The following is an 18,409-nucleotide window of genomic DNA, read 5'->3' on the forward strand; positions in this document are numbered from 1 at the left end:
TCGTCCTTGCCGGCGCACAGCGTCGTGGGGGTGTGCGGCCGTGTGTCTACGGGGGCGCGCCGGTCGGCCATGGTCTCGGCCGGCACGTGCGGCACCGGCTCAGTCTTCTTCTTCCGAAGTGCCGGCGGTGAGGGTGTCGACCTCTTCGAAGGTCTGGAGCAGCGTCTGCGCGTCGATCGCTTCCAGGTTCTTGTTCTTGGTCTTGTTGGCTTCCTCGATGGTGTCCGAGAGAGCCTCTTTGAGTTCCTTGAAGAGCTCCATCTGGTCACCGAGCAGCTTGTCGATGGCCTCGGCCGCCGTGCGGACGCCCTCGACCAGCTTCGGCCCCGAGACCAGGGGGTCGGTCACCATCTTGCCGATGCGCAGGAGCTGTTTGTCCTGGGCGAGGTTGTCCGGGGTGGTGTGCCCGTCGACGAGGTGGCCGAGCGGGCGGATGTGGTCCCCGTCGCCCTCCTCGCGGTGCTTCTTGGCGGCGGTGTAGACCGGCTGTACCTCGTTGTCCCGGAAGTTCTCCATCTGCTTGAGGTCGAAATGCTTGACGTCGGCCTTTTCACCGGCCATTGGACGATCTCCTGCTGCTAGGGGGCTTCTGAGGGAACTACGCGAGTGCCGGACGGGGGTACGGGACAGCCCTTCGGGAGCGGTGCGTACGGCCGGTGGCCGGTCCGGCGGACCCGGAGCGCTGGTCCGCCGGACCGGCCTCGCACCGCACGCGCACCACGCCTGGCGCGGCCCTCAGCACGGCAGAGGGGAGGCTCCGGCCAGGCGCGGCTCGGGCCTTAACGGGCGCGAACGTTGCCCCAGTTGTCGGCGCTCTTGCGCTCGTCACGGGAGTGGTTGTCGTGGATGGTCCGGATCAGCTCGCCGTTGTCGCCGAGGAGCCTGGCCATGTTCTTGGTGGCGTTGTCCCACTCCGCCTGGACCACGCGGTACTGCTCCTGGTCCGCGCCCTCCCAGGTGCTGACGAGCGGCTTCAGCTCGTCCTCCAGGTTGTTGAGGGTCGTGATGATCACCTGGGTCTGCTCCAGCAGTTCCTCGATGGCCTGCTGGACCTTGGGGTATTGCACATCAATGATGCCGTCGGCCATGACGTCTCCTCTCGAAGGCCGGGCGCCTGGCCCGGGAAGCTCACGAAGTCCGGCTCCACCGAAGGAAGCCGGTACCGCGGGTGGTTCAGCTCAGTGCTTCGAAGACGCCCTGGCTGGTCTTGCTGTTGAGAACCTCGGTCAGGTCCTGGTTCTCCTTCGCCAGGCGGTCGGCGGAGGTCACGTTCTCCTGCAGCGCGTCGATCATCGTGCTGATCTGGACGACGACCTTCTGCGCCTCGGAGTTCCAGCTGCGGAAGAGCTTCAGCAGAGCCTGGCCTTCGTCGCCGCCGACTCCCGAACGCGCCGCGATCTCGGCGACGTTGTTCTGGGTCTTCTCGACCTGGTTGCGGGCCGACTCCAGAGAGGAGACGCCCCCCAAGCCCTTGGCATAGTCCGCTTTCCTTGCGGCGCTGTCCGCCATGTCACGCTCCCTTCGTTCAGGCGCGTCTCACGCACCGTTGCCCGCTGAGGCTAAAGAGAAAACAGGGTTCCGCGCAACGCGTGCAGGCAAGATGTGAGTAACAGCCGGTTCGGTAGAATTCGCCTGTATGGCAACGGAGTTGTGCGAACGTTGCAGCCGGATGAACGGGTACACCCGTCCTTCCGGGGATACAGCACGCGAACCGCCCCCCGGGGACACCTGCGAAGCGGGCGAAAAGCGGGCACACGAAGAGACCGAACGGTCATGGAGAAGCATCGCCCTCGGCATTGTGCACGTCCCACGGGAATCCCCGGGTGCGGTCCGCCGAAGTTTTGAGCTTCTTCTGAGGTTACCTCTTCGTATCCGAACGCCGTGGGAGTCTCTGTCTCGCGTCATCGGCGCCGAGTTCGGTTCGAATCTTTCCCGGTGCTCCTCTCCTTTCCTTTTCTTTTCCCCCGCGCGACGGGTTCCCTGCCGGAATCGAGGTGTGGCGTCAGTCTCGCGGGGCGGCGCGCACCGCGTCCGTCCTGCCGCTGCCCTCGCGCTTCTCCGGCTCATCGGCGGCACCGCACTCCGGGGCCGTGGCCCTGGGTTCCGTGACGCCCGCGGCGGCGGCCGGATCGAGGTCCGCGCCGGTCGGGAAGGCCGCGAGCAGCGGGGCCGGGACCGAGCCGATGTCCGAGGCCTCGTACCCGAGCGCCGCCAGCGAATCCTTGGCGGAGACGCGGTACTTCACGCCGTTCTCCGCCACGAGGTAGGTCGTCCCGGCGTGCGCGGCGCCACTCGCGTGCAGGGCCCGGACCAGGGCGCCGTGCCCTGGACGTACCACCGTGGCCTCCGTGGGCACACAGGCCGGTTCCAGCGGCTGCGCGGTGCCCGCCGACACGGCGACCGGGGTCAGCTCGGTCAGCGGGACCAGTACCGACCTGATCCGTACGCCGCCGTTGTCGCCGTCCACCTGGGCGCAGAGCGCGGTGCCGCGCTCCGCGGACCGCGGGAGGGGCGGCGCGTCCGGCAGTTCCGCGGAGACGGCGGAGTCCGCGTCCTTCGTCCGGTGCTCGCGCAGCGCGTCCGCGCCGACCGTGCGCACCTCGGGCGACTGCCCCTCGTAGGCGTCCTTCTGGGTGGCCGGGTCTCCCAGTACGAGGGCGGCGCCGAGCCGGGTCAACGGCACCAGGCCGTCCTCGCGCAGCAGGTGGTAGGTGCTGCCGCCGCCGACCACGCTGACCTTGAACAACTGGCCGACGCGGCTTGCCTCACCGCCGAGTTCGGGGCCCTTCTCGCCGCGCCCCGGCACCGCGGGCGGCTTCAGCGCGGGGCCGGGAGCCAGCGCGTCGAGGAAGGCCGCCGAGACGGGCATCGGCTCCTGGGACCCGTAACCGAGGGCGTTGCGGGCGTCGGAGGGGCGGTCGAGCGGCAGCCTGCTGCCCCGCCACACCAGGTACTCGGTGTCGTCCGGGCCGCTCACCAGCACACCGCGGTCGCGGCCGATGCCGCGGGAGTCCAGCGGCATCCCGGCCGCCACGGTGGTGGCTCCGGGCTTGTCGACGCCGGTGGTCGCCACGACACCGGAGGTGTTGGGCAGCGCCCCGTCCGGTCCGGTGACGCACATGTGCCAGGCGCCGTCGTCGAGCTGCCCGGAGGCCGGTACGGCGTCCGGGGCACCGGGGATGCCGACCGGGGAGCCCACCGGAACGCCCTGCAGGGAGGGGGTGTGCACGTCGGCGGTCGCCAGGTCGGAGCCGCCGATCAGCTTCGCCGAGGCGTAGTTGCGCACCGGGTGCAGTACGCCGTCGGTGCCGGTCCACAGATACCGGGCGCCGGTGTCGCGGTTGACCACCAGGTGCTCACCGTCGCGCCAGCCGTCGTTCCCGCCGGGGCGCAACAGGCCGTACACGGTGGCGCCCGCGCCGATCAGGACGGTCACCAGGACGCCGAAGACCACACCGCGGGTGGTGCGCCCGAGCGGGCTCTCCGGGGCGTCCGGGTCGGCCATCAGCAGGCCCGAGCTGAGCCTGCCCATCATGAAACTGTGGGCGTGTACCTGGTCTCGTTTGGACTGCACGGCCTCTCCTCAACTCCATCTGCGTGCCGGGCGTGCGGGTGTGCTCAGCGCGTGTGCTCAGCCGAACAGGCCGCGCAGCCAGCCGAAGAGCCCCGCCGCCCAGAGGGCGAGCGGCAGCAGCGCCACGGCGAAGCCGGTGTGCGCCAGTTCGGCCGCGCGGCCCCAGTACGGGAGCACCCGGCGGCCGGGCACCGTCCAGGCGGCGATCACGAAGCCGGCCGCGGCGCCGAGCAGCACCGCGAAGACGACCGCGCGTCCGGTGCCGTCGTGGTCCGCCGCCCAGGCGCGGGCGAGCAGCAGGAGCCCCAGGACGCCGGGCACGGCCAGGGTCAGCCGCTGCGAGATGTGCACCAGGCCGCGGCAGTGCAGGAGCAGCAGCAGGGTCAGTCCGAGGGCCGTCAGTGTCTCGGGCAGGTTCGGGTGCTCGGTGAGGACGACCAGGGCCGCCAGGGCGATGACACCGGTGGCGGCGAAGAGCGCGGTGACCCAGCGCCCGGCCAGCATGGTGCGCTCGGCGACCTCGTCACCCGCGTAGGGCTCGATGCCTTCCTGGAGCTGGGCGGCGGAGGACGGCAGCGAGGGCAGTCGCATGCCGGCCAGTTTGAAGGCGAACGGCGCGACCGCTCCGGCGGCGAGCGCGACCACGGTCGCCACCAGTGCCACCGAGGCCTGCACGGCCAGGCCGGTGTATCCGATGAGGCCGCCGGCGATCGCGGTGGCCACCGCGACCAGCGCGGTCGCGAACAGGGCCGGGGCGCCGACCGCGGTGGCGGCGAGCGCGAGGACCGCGCCGCCCGCGCCCGCGGCGCCCGCGGCGAGCAGCCGCGCGCCCACGACCTGCCGGGCGTCCGCGCCGGTCAGGTCGCCGCCGGGCAGCAGCCAGCCGGCCAGGGCCAGGCAGGGCGCGACCAGCAGGCCGAGCGCGGTCGCGGAGAGTCGGTCGCCGACCGCGCGGCTGGCCGAGCCGGCGCCCGCGAGCAGCAGCAGTCCGGTCACGGCCGCGTAGGCGACCCGGGAGAAGCCGGAGTTGGGCGTGCCGGGCCACAGGACCAGCGCGAGAGCGGCCGCCACGGTGGCCGCGGCGGTGCCCATCAGCAGCGCGCGGGCCGCTTCGGGGTGCCAGGTGTTCAGGTGCCGGCCAGCGGTGTCGGCTATCCCGTCCACCAGGTCGTCGAGCCGGGCCTCGGGCAGCGCCTCGGTGTGCGGGCGCAGATAGAGCACGGTGCCGTCGGAGAGCCCCGCGTGGGCGAGGGTGGTCTCCTCGTCGAGTGGTGCGTCTCCGAGTTGCTGGAGCACCCAGCCGGCGTGGTCGAGACCGGCTTCTTCCGCCTCTTCGCCGACATAACGCAGCAGTGTGGGCAGCAGATCGGCGACCGGTACGTCGGCCGGCACGGCCAGATCGACGGAGACGCTCGGCGCACGTACGGTCAGGCGGCACAGTTCGGCCACAGCGCTGTCGGTCATCAGCGTAACTCTCGTCTTCCGTGGGGGCTTTGACAGGAGGACTTCCCCGGGGCAGTGGGAGGGCCTCCCCGGGAGAGGGATGTGCGAAGAGTACGGAAGGTCCGCGCGCGGTCGGGAACGGGGGTGTCCGGCCGGTGAATTTCGTCCGCGCGGCCGACGACCGCCCCTCCCGCGTGGACAGGTCGCGTTCCGTGAATGCAGACTACTGCCTACACCCGCCGGATCGTGCTGCGGACCGGACGCATTGTCCGGTATGGAGTTGTCCAACACGGGAGTTGACCGTCCCCGCTATCCGCTCGAAACATTCACCCGGCGTTCCGCGCGTGACGCGGTACCGGGAGAATGGGCTGGGTGCGGTCTTTCCCGCTACCGGGTGCGCCGGTATTGGGTGCGGGCCGGAAAGCCAGTAAAACCGGAGGTTCTGTTCCTTGAGTGTCGTGCTGTTTCGCCGGCCGGCCCGCAGACGCGGACCGCAGATGCCCGAGGGGCAATTGACCCTTCAGGAGCCACCGGTCCTTGCCGAGAGCGTGCCCGACACCTCGGCGATATGGACCTATTTGCCGATGGCGCTGATGTCGGTGTCGATGATGCTGATGTTCCTGCGCCCCGGCGGCGGGAACGGCGTCTTCATGTATCTGGCGATGGGCGTCATGGCGCTCTCCGCCGGTGCGATGCTGCTGGGGCAGCTGATGCGCCGCTCCAGCGAGCGCAAGCAGCGCCTGAAGGGCGAACGGCGCGACTACCTCCGGTATCTGGCGCAGACCCGCAAGCGGGTCCGGTCCACCATCACGGAGCAGCAGCGGGCGCTCGCCTGGCGTCACCCCGACCCCGCCTCACTGCGCTCGCTGGCCCGCACCTCCCGGCTGTGGGAACGCCGCCCGGCCGACGAGGACTTCGGCGAGGCACGGCTCGCGGTCGGCGAGCAGCAGCTCGCACTCACCCTGCAACCGGTCTCCACCCGCCCGGTGGAGGACCTCGAACCGCTCTGCGCGCATGCCCTGCGCCGTTTCATCCGTGCCTACTCCACCGTCCCCGAGCAGCCTCTCGGCCTCTATCTGCGCTCCTCGGCCCGGGTTCTGCTGCGCCCGACGGAGACGGTGGGCCAGGCGGCGTCCGCCGACCCGGACGTCCAGCCGGACGGGGAGAGCCGCGAGGCCGAGGGCGTGCCCCCGGCCGAGGGCCCCGGCGCCGACGCCGTACGTGCCCTCGTGCGCGCCGCGCTCGCCCAGCTCGCGGTGTTCCACGCACCCGAGGAGCTGTGGATCGCGGTCTGTGTCAGTGACGAGCGGCGGCCCGACTGGGAGTGGGTCAAGTGGCTGCCGCACGCGCTGCACCCGCACGAGGAGGACGGCGCGGGCCAGGTCCGCCGGATCACCGCCGAACTCACCGAGCTGGACGACCTGCTCGGCGCCGAGTTCGCCGAACGCCCCGGCTTCGACGCGGATGCCCGCCCCGGCCGTGACGAGCCGTACACCGTCATCGTCCTGGACGGTGTCAGCGTCCCCGAGGGCCACCGCTGGGAAGGGCACGGCTACCGCAACGCCGTGGTCATCGACGTCTCCGGGGCCCTGCGCTGGCGGCCCGGCCGCAACACGCTGCGGCTGACCGTCGGGCCGGACCGGGTGAGCCTGGTGCGCACCGACCGCAGCCGCAAGGAGCGCTCCGTGGCGCTCGGCCGCCCCGACCGGCTCGGCCCGCTCGGCGCGGAGTCGCTGGCCCGGCTGCTCACCTCCCGCCGGATCAGTCTGGGCACCGACATCTCACAGCCGCTGGACACGGACGTCGAGCTGACCACTCTGCTCGGCATCCCCGACCTGCACCGGCACGACCCGCAGACCCTCTTCAGCAAGCACATCGGCTCCGCCCGGCTGCGGGTGCCGGTCGCGGTCGGGGTGGACGGCCGCCCGGTGGAGCTCGACATCAAGGAGTCCGCGCAGGGCGGCATGGGCCCGCACGGCATGCTCATCGGCGCCACCGGGTCCGGCAAGAGCGAGCTGCTGCGCACCCTGGTCCTGGGGCTCGCCCTGACCAACTCCTCCGAGACCCTCAACTTCGTCCTGGTCGACTTCAAGGGCGGCGCCACCTTCCTGGGCCTGGAGGAACTCCCGCACACCTCCGCCGTCATCACCAACCTCGCCGACGAGGTCGCCCTGGTGGAACGTATGCAGGACGCCCTGCACGGCGAACTCATGCGCCGTCAGGAGCTGCTGCGCTCCGCCGGCAACTACACCTCCGCCCTGGAGTACGAGCGGGCCCGCGCCGCCGGGGCCGACCTCGCTCCGCTGCCCAGCCTGTTCGTGGTGGTCGACGAGTTCAGCGAACTGCTGTCCACGCACCGGGAGTTCATGGACCTGTTCGTGATGATCGGCCGCCTCGGCCGTTCACTCGGAGTCCATCTGCTGCTCGCCTCCCAGCGTCTGGACGAGGGCCGTATGCACCAGTTGGAGAGCCATCTCTCGTACCGCATCGGTCTGCGTACCTTCTCCGCCATGGAGAGCCGCGGCGTGCTCGGCGTACCGGACGCCTACCAGCTTCCGGCCCAGCCGGGCAACGGCTATCTGAAGTCCGGTGTGGAGGCCCTGACCCGGTTCCGGGCCGGCTACTCCTCGGGCACCTACCGGCGGCGTACCGGCGCGGTCGTCCAGGCCCGGGTGGCCAGCCAGGTGGTGCCGTGGACCAGCGGCTGGGTGGTGCCCCGCACCCTGGAGGCCGCGCCCGAACCGGAGCCGGAGAACGAGGAGAGCGAGGAGGACGAGGAGACCCTGCTCGCCGTGGCCCTCGACCGGCTGCGCGACTCCGGCCCCGCCGCCCATCAGGTGTGGCTGCCGCCGCTGGACGAGCCCTCTCCGCTGGACGTGCTGCTGCCCGGCCTCGCCCCCGACCCCGAGCGCGGTCTCACCGCCACCGGCTGGCCCGGCAACGGCAGGCTCCGGGTTCCGGTCGGCCTGGTGGACAAGCCCTTCGACCAGCGCCGCGACCCCCTGGTCGTGGACCTCTCCGGGGCCGGCGGCCATGTCGCCATCGCGGGTGGTTCACAGAGCGGCAAGTCCACCCTCATGCGCACCCTGATCAGTGCGCTCGCCCTCACCCACACACCTGCCGAGATCCAGTTCTACTGCCTCGACTTCGGCGGTGGCGGTCTCTCCCAGCTCGCCGCGCTTCCGCACGTCGGCGGCGTCGCGGCGCGGCTCAACCCGGAGCGGGTGCACCGGGCGGTCGCTGAGGTCATGACGCTGCTCGCCCGGCGCGAGCAGTTCTTCGTGGACCACACCATCGACTCCATGCAGTCCTACCGCCGGCGCCGGGCCGCCGGGGAGTTCCCCGACGAGCCCTTCGGCGACGTGTTCATGGTGGTCGACGGCTGGTCGACGGTCCGCCAGGACTACGACGACCTGATCCAGAAGTTCAACGAACTGGCTGCCCGCGGCCTCAACTACGGCATCCACCTGCTCATCACCACCACCCGCTGGGTGGAGCTGTCCGCCCAGGTCCGCGACCAGGCCGCCACCCGCCTCGAACTGCGGATGGGTGACCCGATGGACTCCGAGATCGACACCCGCAAGGCCCGTTCGGTGCCGCGCAGCGGTGGTCGCGGCATCACCGCGGACACCAAGATGCACTTCCTCGCCGGGCTGCCCCGCCTGGACGGCAGCGGCTCTCTCGAAGACCTCGGCGACGGTGTCGGCCATCTGGTGGCGGAGGTCGCCAAGCACTGGCCCGGCGCGCCCGCCCCGCAGGTCCGGATGCTGCCGCACCGGCTGCCGCTCGCCGAACTCCCGGCGCCGGAGTCCACCGAGGGCGACGGCATGCGGCTGCCTCTCGGGATCGACCAGGACGCCCTGGAACCGGTCTGGCACGACTTCAGCCGCACCCCGCACCTGGTGGTGGTCGGCGACACGGAGAGCGGCAAGACGAACCTGCTGCGCCGCATCACAGAGGGCATCACCACCCGGTACTCGCCCACCGAGGCGAAGATCATCGTGGTCGACTACCGCCGCACCCTGATCGACACCATCCCCGAGGAGTACCGCATCGGGCACGTGATCTCCCTGGACAACCTCAAGGAGACCATCGAGGGCGCGGCGCGTGCCATGAAGACCCGCGTCCCGGGGGCCGACATCGCTCCCGGCCGGATGCGCAAGTGCGACTGGTGGACCGGCCCTCGGCTGTTCATCCTGGTCGACGACTACGACATGGTCTCCGGCAGTTCCTTCCAGAGCCCCATGGAGCCGCTCTTCGAGTATCTGACGCTCGGCTTCGAGATGGGTCTGCACCTGGTCGTCGCGCGCAGCGCCATGGGCGCGGGACGCGGTCTCAGCGACGGCCTCATCCGCCGCCTCGACGAGGCCAACAACCCGGCGGTCCTGCTGTCCTGCCCGCCCACGGAAGGCCGCCTCTTCGGCAACGCGAAGCCGCGCAACCTGCCGCCGGGCCGGGCCCTGCACATCGCCCGCCGCCGCGAACGCCTGATGCAGACGGCACTCGTGGACGAGCCCCAGCCCCAGACGGACTGAAGGCAAAAGATCGCGCCGTTCCCCGCGCCCCTGAAAAGGGGCGCGGGGAACGGCGCGACCAACCCGCACCCGGCGAACGAGGTCAGTCCCCATCCGCTTCCGCGGCAACCGGCCGCGCAGAAGCGGAAGCAGAGGCAGGCCTCCACCCCCGCGCCCGAGCCCTCGGCAGAGCGAACGCGCCCCACAGCACGGCGAGTACACCCCCGGTCCCGAGGACCACGAAGAGCGTGGCCCGGTCGGTGGCCCGATCAGCCGCGGACGTGTCGCGCACGGTCACGGGATCAGCCGCCCGCTCACCCCCACCCGCCGCACCGGACTCCCCGAGAACCGTCGTGACCGCGGCATACGGATCGAGCTGCGGGATGTCCGCCGGATACGCCGTGGCGGTCAACCGCCGAGCGACCTCGTCCGGCGAGTCGTCGGGGCGGGCGGCACGGACAGCCGCCGCGGCCCCCGCGGCATAGGCGGTCGCCACCGACGCGCCCGCGCCGAGATAGTGCCCGTCGCCGCGCGGACCGCCGGAGACCACCCCCGCGCCGGGCGCGGCCAGATCGATACCGCTGGTGGCCAGGGCGTTGTCCGGACGGACTCCGGCGGGAAGCATGTCGGCGACCGACAGGACGCCGGGTTCGGCGGCCGGCCAGTAGCTACGGGCCGGGATCTCGTCAGCGGCGCCCCGCGGCGGATCCGGCGTGGCCGCCGCGACCACCACCGCCCCCGCCCGGCGCGCGTCGGCGACCGCACGCGTCAGCTCCGCGTCACGGCGTGGCAGCGCCACGGAGACCGCGATGACCTCGGCATCGGCCTCGGTCGCCGCGCGCAGAGCCGCCACGACCAGGGCGGAACTCGCCTGACCTCGCTCGTCGGTACCGCGCAGGGCCAGGATCTTCGCACCCGGGGCGACCCCGGTCAGCCGCGCGCCGTCCCCGCCGTCCCCGTCGGCCCCGGCGGCTCCGGCGGCTCCGGCGGCTCCGGCGATCAGGCCGGCCAGGAAAGTACCGTGCCCGACGCAGTCGTCACCGCCCGCGCCCCGGGCGGTGACCCGGCCGTCGAGCCCCGCGGCCCCGGTGTCCACACCGGTGTCGATCAGGGCGACGGTCACACCCGCACCGGTGCTGTACCCGTGCAGCCGGTCCAGATCGAGGCGCTGGCGCGACCAGTCCTGCTTCTTCGCCTTCTCGCGGGAAGCGGGCGTGCAGGCCGCGTCCGAGTCGATCGAGGAAGGCATGCCGGGCAGTTCCTGGCCCTTCTTCCCGTCGGCCGCCGGCACGCGCGCCAGTGGCACCGCCTGGGCCGTGACGGCCGTGGGCAGCAGCAGGGCGGCGACGCAGCCGACACCGGACAGCAGGCGGGCGGACGACCTCATCGGGGAGCCGCCTTCGGAGTCACGGTCACGACGTCTCCGGGAAGGAGGATGCGCAGATCGTCCAGGGTGGGCGTGGTGAGCGAACTGAGCCGTCCCGCCTGCCGGGTGACCATCGACTCGACCACCTGGCGGGCCAGGCGTGCGTTGCCGAAGGACCGGTCCCGGGGCAGCGCTTCGAAGTACTCCTTGAGCAGCGGGCCGGTGCCGGGCCCGCACTCGTAACCCATGTTCGCGGCCTGGGTCCGGACGATGGTGACCAGTTCCTCCGAGGAGTAGTCGGCGAAGGCGATCCGGCGCGGGAAGCGGGAGGACAGGCCCGGGTTGGAGGCGAGGAAGCGCTCCATCTCGTCGGTGTAGCCGGCGACGATGACGACGACCTCGTCGCGGTGGTCCTCCATCAGCTTCAGCAGGGTGTCCACCGCCTCCTGCCCGAAGTCGGCGCCGTTGCCGCGCGGGGTGAGGGTGTACGCCTCGTCGATGAACAGCACGCCGCCGCGGGCCTTCTCGAAGACCTCGCGGGTGAGTTGGGCGGTGTGGCCGATGTAGCGGCCGACCAGATCGGCCCGGGCCGCCTCGATCAGCTGGCCCCGCCGCAGGACACCGAGCTGGGTCAGGATCTCCCCGTAGAGACGGGCGACGGTGGTCTTGCCCGTACCGGGCGGGCCGGTGAAGACCAGGTGGTTGCTGAGCGAGGGCACCGGCAGTCCGGCGGCGGCACGGTGACGGGCCGTGGTGATGAGGTTGACCAGGTCCGCGACCTCGCGCTTCACCTCGGACAGGCCGATCATGTCGCCCAGGCGGGTCAGCGGGTCGTCGGCCGGAGCCGCGGTCTCGGCGGCATCCGTGACGGCGGTCGCGGAGACGTCGTCGGGCAGCAGCAGCCGCAGGTCGCGCTCACCGACCTGCTGCTGGGAGGCGAGCCGGACCGCCTGTCTGTCCACCATCTCCTCGAACACCCCGCGCGCGGCACGGCCGTTGCCGAAGCCCTCGTCGCGCGGCATCGCCTCGAAGTGCGCGGCGAGCGCCGCCTCGGTGCCCTCACCCAGCTCGTACTGGTGCTGGGCGCACATGTTCTCCATGATCGCGACCAGTTCGGGCACCGAGTAGTTCTCGAACTCGACGGTCCGTGAGAAGCGCGAGGCCAGACCCGGGTTGGAGCTGAGGAAGGAGTCCATCTCGCGGGAGTAGCCGGCGGCGACCACCACCACGTCGTCGCGGTGGTCCTCCATCAGTTTGAGCAGGGTGTCCACCGCCTCGCGGCCGAAGTCGGCGCCGCCGTTGTTGCTGTCCGAGGTGAGCGTGTACGCCTCGTCGACGAACAGGACACCGCCGAGCGCCCGTTGGAAGGTCTCGGTGGTCTTGATGGCGGTACCGCCGACGACCTGTGCGACCAGGTCGGCGCGTGAGACCTCCACCAGGTGACCGCTGCGCAGCGAACCCAGTTCGGCGAGGATCGCCCCGTAGAGGCGGGCGACGGTGGTCTTACCGGTGCCGGGCGGCCCGGCGAAGATCAGGTGGCGGCTCATGGGCGGCGCCGACATGCCGAGTTGTTCGCGGCGCTGGGCGAGCTGGGTCAGGTTGACCAGGGTACGTACCTGCTGCTTGACGTTCTCCAGGCCGATCAGCGCGTTCAGGGCGCCGAGCGGGCCCTCCGGGCGGTCCGCCGGCGGCGCGTCCGCGGCGCCGGAGCCGGCCGGGTCGGTGTTCTCGGCGCTGCCGGAACCCCAGGCGTCCCGCTTGCCGTTGCCGGTGCTGTTCAGGCCTTCCACGGCGAGCCGCTCGCCGGGGGCGGTCTGCACCAGGCCGCCGCCCTCGTTCTCCCGGGCCAGGCAGTTCACCAGGGAGACCGGCGCGGTGGACTCCACCCGGAAGCCGTCCTGGGCGCCGCCGGAGACCTCGCAGCCGCTGAGTGAGGCGAGCGCGCCCTCGCGGAGCAGGAAACCGTGGCCTTTGGGGGCGTGCACCGAGGTGCGGTTGGCGGTCAGTTCGCCGCCCGCGGCGACGACCACACCTTCCTCGCCTGATATCTCGACGCGGAAGTCGCGGACGGTGACATTGCCGCCGTCCTCGACGACCAGGCCGTTGGTGGTCGTGTCGGAGACTCCGCCGCCGGCCAGGTAGAGGGTGCTGCCCGAGCCCACGCGGACACCCGCGCCCTTCGGCCGGACGATCTCGCAGTCCTCGGCACGGCCGCGGGCGTTCTTGGAGACCACGATGCCGTCGCCGGCGGGCTCCACCAGCCGGGCCCGGCGCAGCAGCGGGTTGGCACCGCCGCGCACCGCGATCGCGGGCGAGCCGCCGATCACCTCCAGGTGGTCCAGCTCCGCCGCCGAGTCCTCCTCCAGGAGCAGCCCGGCCTGGTCGCAGTCGCGGACCGTGAGGCCGGTGAGGGCCGGGGAGGCCGCCCCGGCGACCCGCAGGGCCGCGCCCTGCGCGCCGTCCACCCAGCAGTCCTCGAAGGTGCCGCGCGCCCGGTCGGTGACCAGCACGCCGTGTCCGCGGGTGCGCGAGACGCGGCAGCGGCGCAGCACCGGGTCGGTGCCCTTGGCCAGGACGATCCCGTTCCCCGACGAGCCGGTGACGCGGACGTCCTCCAGCGTCGTACGGCCCCCGCTGCTCAGGTGCACACCGGTACTGGTGTCGTGCACCACCGTGCGGATCACCGAGAGGGAACTGTTCTCCTCCAGGGCGATGGAGGGTTTGTCGGTGGACGAGATGTCGCAGTCCTCGACGGTGCCGCGGGAGTCGCCGTTGGCGAGCAGGCCGTTGCCGCGGGCGTCGCGCACCGTGCAGCCGCGGACACGTGCCTCGCCCTGCTCCGCGAGGACCAGGCCACTGGTGCCCAGGTGCTCGAAGGTGCAGGACTCCACGGTGGTGGGCGTGGTCGAGGTGACCACGATGCCCGCGCCCTGCGAGTTGCTGACCCGGCACTCCCGCAGCGCGATCGACCCGGTGCCCCCGGCCAGCAGCGCGGTCCAGGCGGAGCCGATGACCTCGCAGCCGTCGAGCGCGGCCTGTCCGCGCCGCACGTCCACGGCCGGCTGCTCGGCGTCGCCGCCGCGCAGGGTCAGTTCGGAGAGCATCACGGCGTCGGCACGCAGCGCGAGCACACTGCCCGAGCGCGGCCGGATCTCCACGGTGCCCCGGCCCTCTTCGGCGGTGAGGGTGACCCTGGTGTTGATCACCAGGTTCTCCGCGTACGTCCCGGGCCGGACGCTGATGAGCGCGCCGGTACGGGCAGCCGAGAGTGCCTCACCGATCGTCCGGTAGCGATCCCGGTCCCCCGGACCGACCGTCAGTACCTGGCGCGACACGCACCAACCTCCTTGCCACGGGGGCTTCCTCTGCGGGCGCCCCCTCACCGGGGGCGCGTGTCGGCGAAACCGACGGTGCCATCATGCCTCGCCCTGGGGCGGGCGGGTGCCGAGAGGGGTGCCCCCGGGTTCTCCGGGGCCCTCTCGGACTGCGGGCGCCTTGTCTCAGACGCTCCACTTCTGGTTGTCGGTCCCCGCGCAGCTCCACAGCTGCAGCCAGGCACCGCTGCCCCGGTTGTTGTCCTTGATGTCGACGCACTTGCCGACGACGGTGTTGACCAGGTCGTGGCTGGCGTTCAGCACGAACTTCTGGGCGGCGTTGCCACTGCACCGGGCGATCTGGATGGGCGTGCCGTCGTTGTAGTTCGCATTGGCCACGTCCAGGCAGAGGCCCTTGATACGGACGGTGCCGTCGGAGGCGAACTGCCATTTCTGGGCGGCCCCGCCGTTGCAGTCCCACACGAACAGCTTCTTGCCGTCGCCGAAAACGCTGCCCGGAACGTCGATGCACTTGCCCGAGAGGTGACTGCGCAGGGAGACGGGGGCGCTGAGAGTCACCCCTGAACCGGCCTTCGTGGACTTGCTCTTGCCCCCACCGGACGTCGTCTTCCCACCGCTCTGCTTCGCCGGCTGTTCCTGCTGACCGGCGTCCTTCCGAGCGGCGTCCTTCTTCGGCTCGCCGTCACCCTTGCCTTCGCCCTTGCCCTTGCCCTTGCCCTGGCTCTTCGCCGGGGCGGACGTGGCGGCGTTCTGGGCCGACTTGCCCTGCTGGACGGTGTCCTTCTTGCCGTCTCCCGCGGAACCGGTGTCGGGCGAGGTCTCCGCGAACTCGCCCGGTACGTCCTGGGCGTTCCCACCCAGCACGGTTCCGGCCGACGCCGGTCCCCCGCGCTCCGTGTCGTCGTCCCCGCCGAGCATCAGCAGCGGCACGGACACGAGCAGCGCCCCCGCGACGGCGGCCCCGGCCAGCACCGCCTTGCCCGGCCGGCCCACGGGCCCGGTCCGTTGCTGCGGCCGGTCGATCGCGGTCGCCGTCATGGTCCGTACGAGCGCGGGGAGCCGGCTCTTGGCCGCGGCGGCGGCACCGGGGTCGGCCTCCGCCTCTCCGCCCTCGGACCTGGTCCCGGCCTCGGCTTCCGGCTCGGTCGCGGCTTCGGGCTCGGGCCTGCGCGCCGACTCCGGCTTGGGCTCCGACTCCGGCTTGGGCTCCGACTCCGGCTTGGGCTCGGCGACGGCGGTCGCGGCCGTCTCCTCGCTACCGGAACCGCTACCGGAACCACCTTGGGAACCGGAATCGGCAGCCGCACTCGGGGAGGCAGGGGGCTGCTGGGCCGAACGTGTCACGGGGTCCTCCCTGCGATGTGAGGGCTGTGGGGGTGGAGTCCAGGAGAACTGTCGGTCGTCGGCGGCGCGGTCACGGCTCCGGTACCAGGGCCGGAGCCGGCACGGCCCGCTGTGTCAGAGGTAGTTACGGAGGGAGGAGTTACGGAGGGAGGAGTTGCGGAGAAAGGAGCTGCGGAGGGGGGACCGAAACCCTCCGTCGTCACGGCGTCCACCTCGTGAGCCTTCTCCACGCCCGGTCCGCGTACGGGACCGACAAGGCTGTCCGCCGGGACCAACAAGGGGGCCGCGGCTGCGGCGTTGACCATCAGCTGGGTGCCCGAACCGCTCAGTGACCGGGCCAGCTGCCGCGCTGGAAGCCTGCCATGGCGAAGTACCGGGGACATGAACTCGTGTGCCGGTGAGGTGAACAACAGCACCACCGGCGCCCCGTCCTGCCCGGTGCCCGTGAGCGGTCCGCCGTCCGGCGCGCGCACCACGGTCACCTCCGCCTCGGCGAGCGCCGCGAGTGCCTCGTCCACCGAGCCGTAACCGGTGGCGGCCCGTTGCGCCGCCGCGTCCACCGGGTCGGTGGGCTCCGGCCAGCCGAGCACCCGGGCCGAGGGCCGGTACGCCGGGTTGGCGCGGTACTCACCCACGCCCCCGCTCTCGTCCGACTGCCACTCCCCCAGGACCGCCCACTCCGGCGGGGTCCGCTCCTCGGTCCACTCCGGGTCGATCAGCCCGATCCAGTGACCGGGAGCCCGGCGGGCAGCGGCCCGTACGGCCTCGGGTATCTCGGGGGTGTCCGAAGTGTCAACGGTGTCCGTGGTGCCCGCCGTGCCCACGACCGGTGCGCCGTTGGCCGCGGTCGCGCCGGAGCCGTCGAACACCACGGGCAAGGCGTCGTGCCTGCCCTCCTGCCGTTCTCCGGGCCGCATCTTCACCTGAACTCTTCGGTCCGTACGGATTCCTGGGTGCCGCACCTGCACGCGCGCACGCCGATGTCGATATCGATCACATCGGGAAGCCAACAGGATGCCACACGAGCCCCGCGCGTGGGGCGTGGGGGCAGACCCGTATCGGGCGACCGCGTGCCCGTTTGCTGCCCGGGTGGAGAACTTTCCGGGAGCAGTGAGGCGTGGGTGGACAAAGCGATGGGGTGGTTGGGGCTGAGGGTGCTGCTGTCGCCCCTGTGACGGGCTAGGTTGGGTCTGCCAGCGGACCCGTCCATGTGCAAGTGCCCTGTACCGCCTTGTACAAGTGCCTTCCATCCGGACGTCCAAGCCAGGGCCGTACGGGAAGGCCTCGCAGCTCAGGAGGGCATCGGATCGGTCTGCGGCAGCCACCGCGGCGGGTTGCACGGAACTCGACGACCAGGATCGAGCCGGACTGGCCCACCTCGGCGCGGCACCTGCCCAACGCCTGCCGAGCCGGTTGGCGTCGGCCCGGCCCAGCCGTTGGCCGGGCCGCTGCCCACCACCGACAGCTCCGCCACCGAGGAGGAGTACCGCATGTCCCCCCAGCACCACACCCCCGGCGCGAACGCGGAGGGGGCCGCCGGCGCGGAGGAGGCCGAGTCCACTCCCGCGTCCCCACCCGCGTCGTCGTCGGCACCGGACGAGCGAGCACCGGCGCCTGCCGAGGCCCCCGAAGCCTCCGAGGCCCCCGAGGCCCCTGACGCCCCCGAGGCGAAGCCGGGCGCCGTTCCGGCCGGCACGAAGGGCACCACCCCGGCAGCGGAGAGCGGCACCGACCCGGACGGCGAGACCGGCACCGAACCGGACGGGGAAACCACCGGCACTCCAGCCACCCCGTCCACCGCAGCCGCTCCTAGCGCTCCTACCGTCCCTGCGGCGCCCTCGCCCACGGCGGAAACCACCGCGGCACCTGAGGCTCGCACGGAAGGCGTCGCCGTGGCGGCGGCCGTCGCGACGACCTCACCTGGCACGAAGACCGGCACCGGCGTCAACGGCGGACGCCCCCGCAAGCCGGTCCTGGCAGGGGCCGCGATCGCCGGCGCCGTCCTGATCGCCATACCGCTGCTGCTGGCCGGGAGCGCGCAGGACGACGGGCGCCCCGATTCCAAGGGGCTGGCCGCGGACGGTTCCGACACCGTCCTGAACGCGAGCTCAGCCCCTGCCGTCCTCGACGACTACGTGGCCGGGACGCCCAGTTCGTCCCCGCGCAAGGAGAAGCCGAAGAAGAGCGAGGCTGCGCAGATCGTCCCCAAGGCCGCCGCGGCCGTGCCGGAGGCCACGACGAGCAGCCCGGCCGCGAAGAAGTCGAAGTCCCCGGCCAAGGACAAACCGAAGGCGGCCCCCAAGGCGGACCCGAAGCCGAACTGGGGCACCAAGACCGTCTACGCCACCACTGTTCTGCGGGCCAACCAGTCCTGGAGCACCAACCGCATCCGCATGGTCATGCAGCCCGACGGCAACCTCGTCGTCTACAACGAGAAGAACAAGCCGATCTGGGCGTCCATGACCTTCGGCAGCGACCACCGGGCGATCTTCCAGGAGGACGGCAACCTCGTCATCCACAATGCCGACGACCGCCCGATCTGGGCCTCCCGGACCCAAGGCCACGAGAACGCCCAGCTGATCCTCCGAGCCGACGCGAAGGTGGTCGTCCTCCACAACGGCGCAGTCATCTGGTCGACCTGACCCGAGCGGCCCCTCACGCCCGTCGCACAACTCACTGCCCCTTACGACCCTCCCACCAGGCCCCTGCGCCCGACCCCGAACCGGGGAACGGGGCAGGGGCCTGTGGCTTCCGGGGGCCCACGTACTCCTCATACTGGGAAGCCCGCAGCGCGCCGCCTCCCCTTTTCCACGCCCGGACGCTTCGCTCAGGC

10 protein-coding genes and 1 pseudogene are annotated in these 18,409 nt (G+C 71.9%); 2 read left to right on the top strand and 9 right to left on the bottom strand.

Features of this window, described 5'->3' with window-relative positions; all coding sequences use genetic code 11:
• Positions 1-99: 99 nt before the first annotated feature.
• The 5 genes from ACIOKD_RS30430 to eccD form a co-directional block, all read right to left on the bottom strand.
• Complete coding sequence (locus tag ACIOKD_RS30430; RefSeq protein ID WP_402090352.1) at positions 100-561, bottom strand: type VII secretion system-associated protein; 462 nt, start codon at positions 559-561, stop codon at positions 100-102.
• 218 nt (positions 562-779) lie between these two features.
• Positions 780-1,088: a WXG100 family type VII secretion target gene (locus ACIOKD_RS30435; RefSeq protein ID WP_267024490.1), complete on the bottom strand. Its 309-nt coding sequence runs from the start codon at positions 1,086-1,088 to the stop codon at positions 780-782.
• Between the two features lie 85 nt (positions 1,089-1,173).
• On the bottom strand, positions 1,174-1,509 hold the full coding sequence (locus ACIOKD_RS30440; protein WP_402090354.1) for a hypothetical protein: 336 nt from the start codon (positions 1,507-1,509) through the stop codon (positions 1,174-1,176).
• Between the two features lie 493 nt (positions 1,510-2,002).
• Entirely contained in the window at positions 2,003-3,574 is a 1,572-nt protein-coding gene (eccB, locus tag ACIOKD_RS30445; RefSeq protein WP_402090356.1) for a type VII secretion protein EccB, read from the bottom strand.
• Between the two features lie 57 nt (positions 3,575-3,631).
• The gene (eccD, locus tag ACIOKD_RS30450; protein ID WP_402090358.1) at positions 3,632-5,038 is read right to left on the bottom strand and encodes a type VII secretion integral membrane protein EccD; all 1,407 of its coding nucleotides are present in this window, start codon (positions 5,036-5,038) and stop codon (positions 3,632-3,634) included.
• A 476-nt stretch (positions 5,039-5,514) separates the two neighbouring features.
• Here eccD and eccCa point away from each other — a divergent pair, with 476 nt between their 5' ends.
• Positions 5,515-9,552 (top strand): type VII secretion protein EccCa, encoded by a 4,038-nt coding sequence (gene eccCa, locus ACIOKD_RS30455; RefSeq protein WP_402090360.1) that lies wholly within the window; start codon positions 5,515-5,517, stop codon positions 9,550-9,552.
• 82 nt (positions 9,553-9,634) lie between these two features.
• On the opposite strand, the gene ACIOKD_RS30460 is transcribed toward eccCa, so the two are convergent.
• The 4 genes and pseudogenes from ACIOKD_RS30460 to ACIOKD_RS30475 form a co-directional block, all read right to left on the bottom strand.
• Positions 9,635-10,918: a S8 family serine peptidase gene (locus ACIOKD_RS30460; protein WP_402090362.1), complete on the bottom strand. Its 1,284-nt coding sequence runs from the start codon at positions 10,916-10,918 to the stop codon at positions 9,635-9,637.
• The gene (locus ACIOKD_RS30465; RefSeq protein WP_402090364.1) at positions 10,915-14,232 is read right to left on the bottom strand and encodes a right-handed parallel beta-helix repeat-containing protein; all 3,318 of its coding nucleotides are present in this window, start codon (positions 14,230-14,232) and stop codon (positions 10,915-10,917) included. Before ACIOKD_RS30465 ends, ACIOKD_RS30460 begins: the two co-directional genes overlap by 4 nt.
• 165 nt (positions 14,233-14,397) lie before the next feature.
• Positions 14,398-15,576 carry a ricin-type beta-trefoil lectin domain protein gene (locus ACIOKD_RS30470; RefSeq protein ID WP_402090366.1) on the bottom strand — a complete coding sequence of 393 codons (1,179 nt, stop codon included), beginning with the start codon at positions 15,574-15,576 and terminating at the stop codon, positions 14,398-14,400.
• A gap of 233 nt (positions 15,577-15,809) precedes the next feature.
• A pseudogene (locus ACIOKD_RS30475) lies at positions 15,810-16,493 on the bottom strand (type VII secretion system-associated protein); the annotation flags it as partial.
• Positions 16,494-17,066: 573 nt separating this feature from the next.
• Here ACIOKD_RS30475 and ACIOKD_RS30480 point away from each other — a divergent pair.
• On the top strand, positions 17,067-18,218 hold the full coding sequence (locus ACIOKD_RS30480) for a mannose-binding protein (RefSeq protein ID WP_402090368.1): 1,152 nt from the start codon (positions 17,067-17,069) through the stop codon (positions 18,216-18,218).
• The last annotated feature ends 191 nt before the right edge of the window (positions 18,219-18,409 follow it).

The organism is Streptomyces sp. NPDC087844, from assembly GCF_044742785.1.
In the GTDB taxonomy this organism is placed as follows: domain Bacteria; phylum Actinomycetota; class Actinomycetes; order Streptomycetales; family Streptomycetaceae; genus Streptomyces.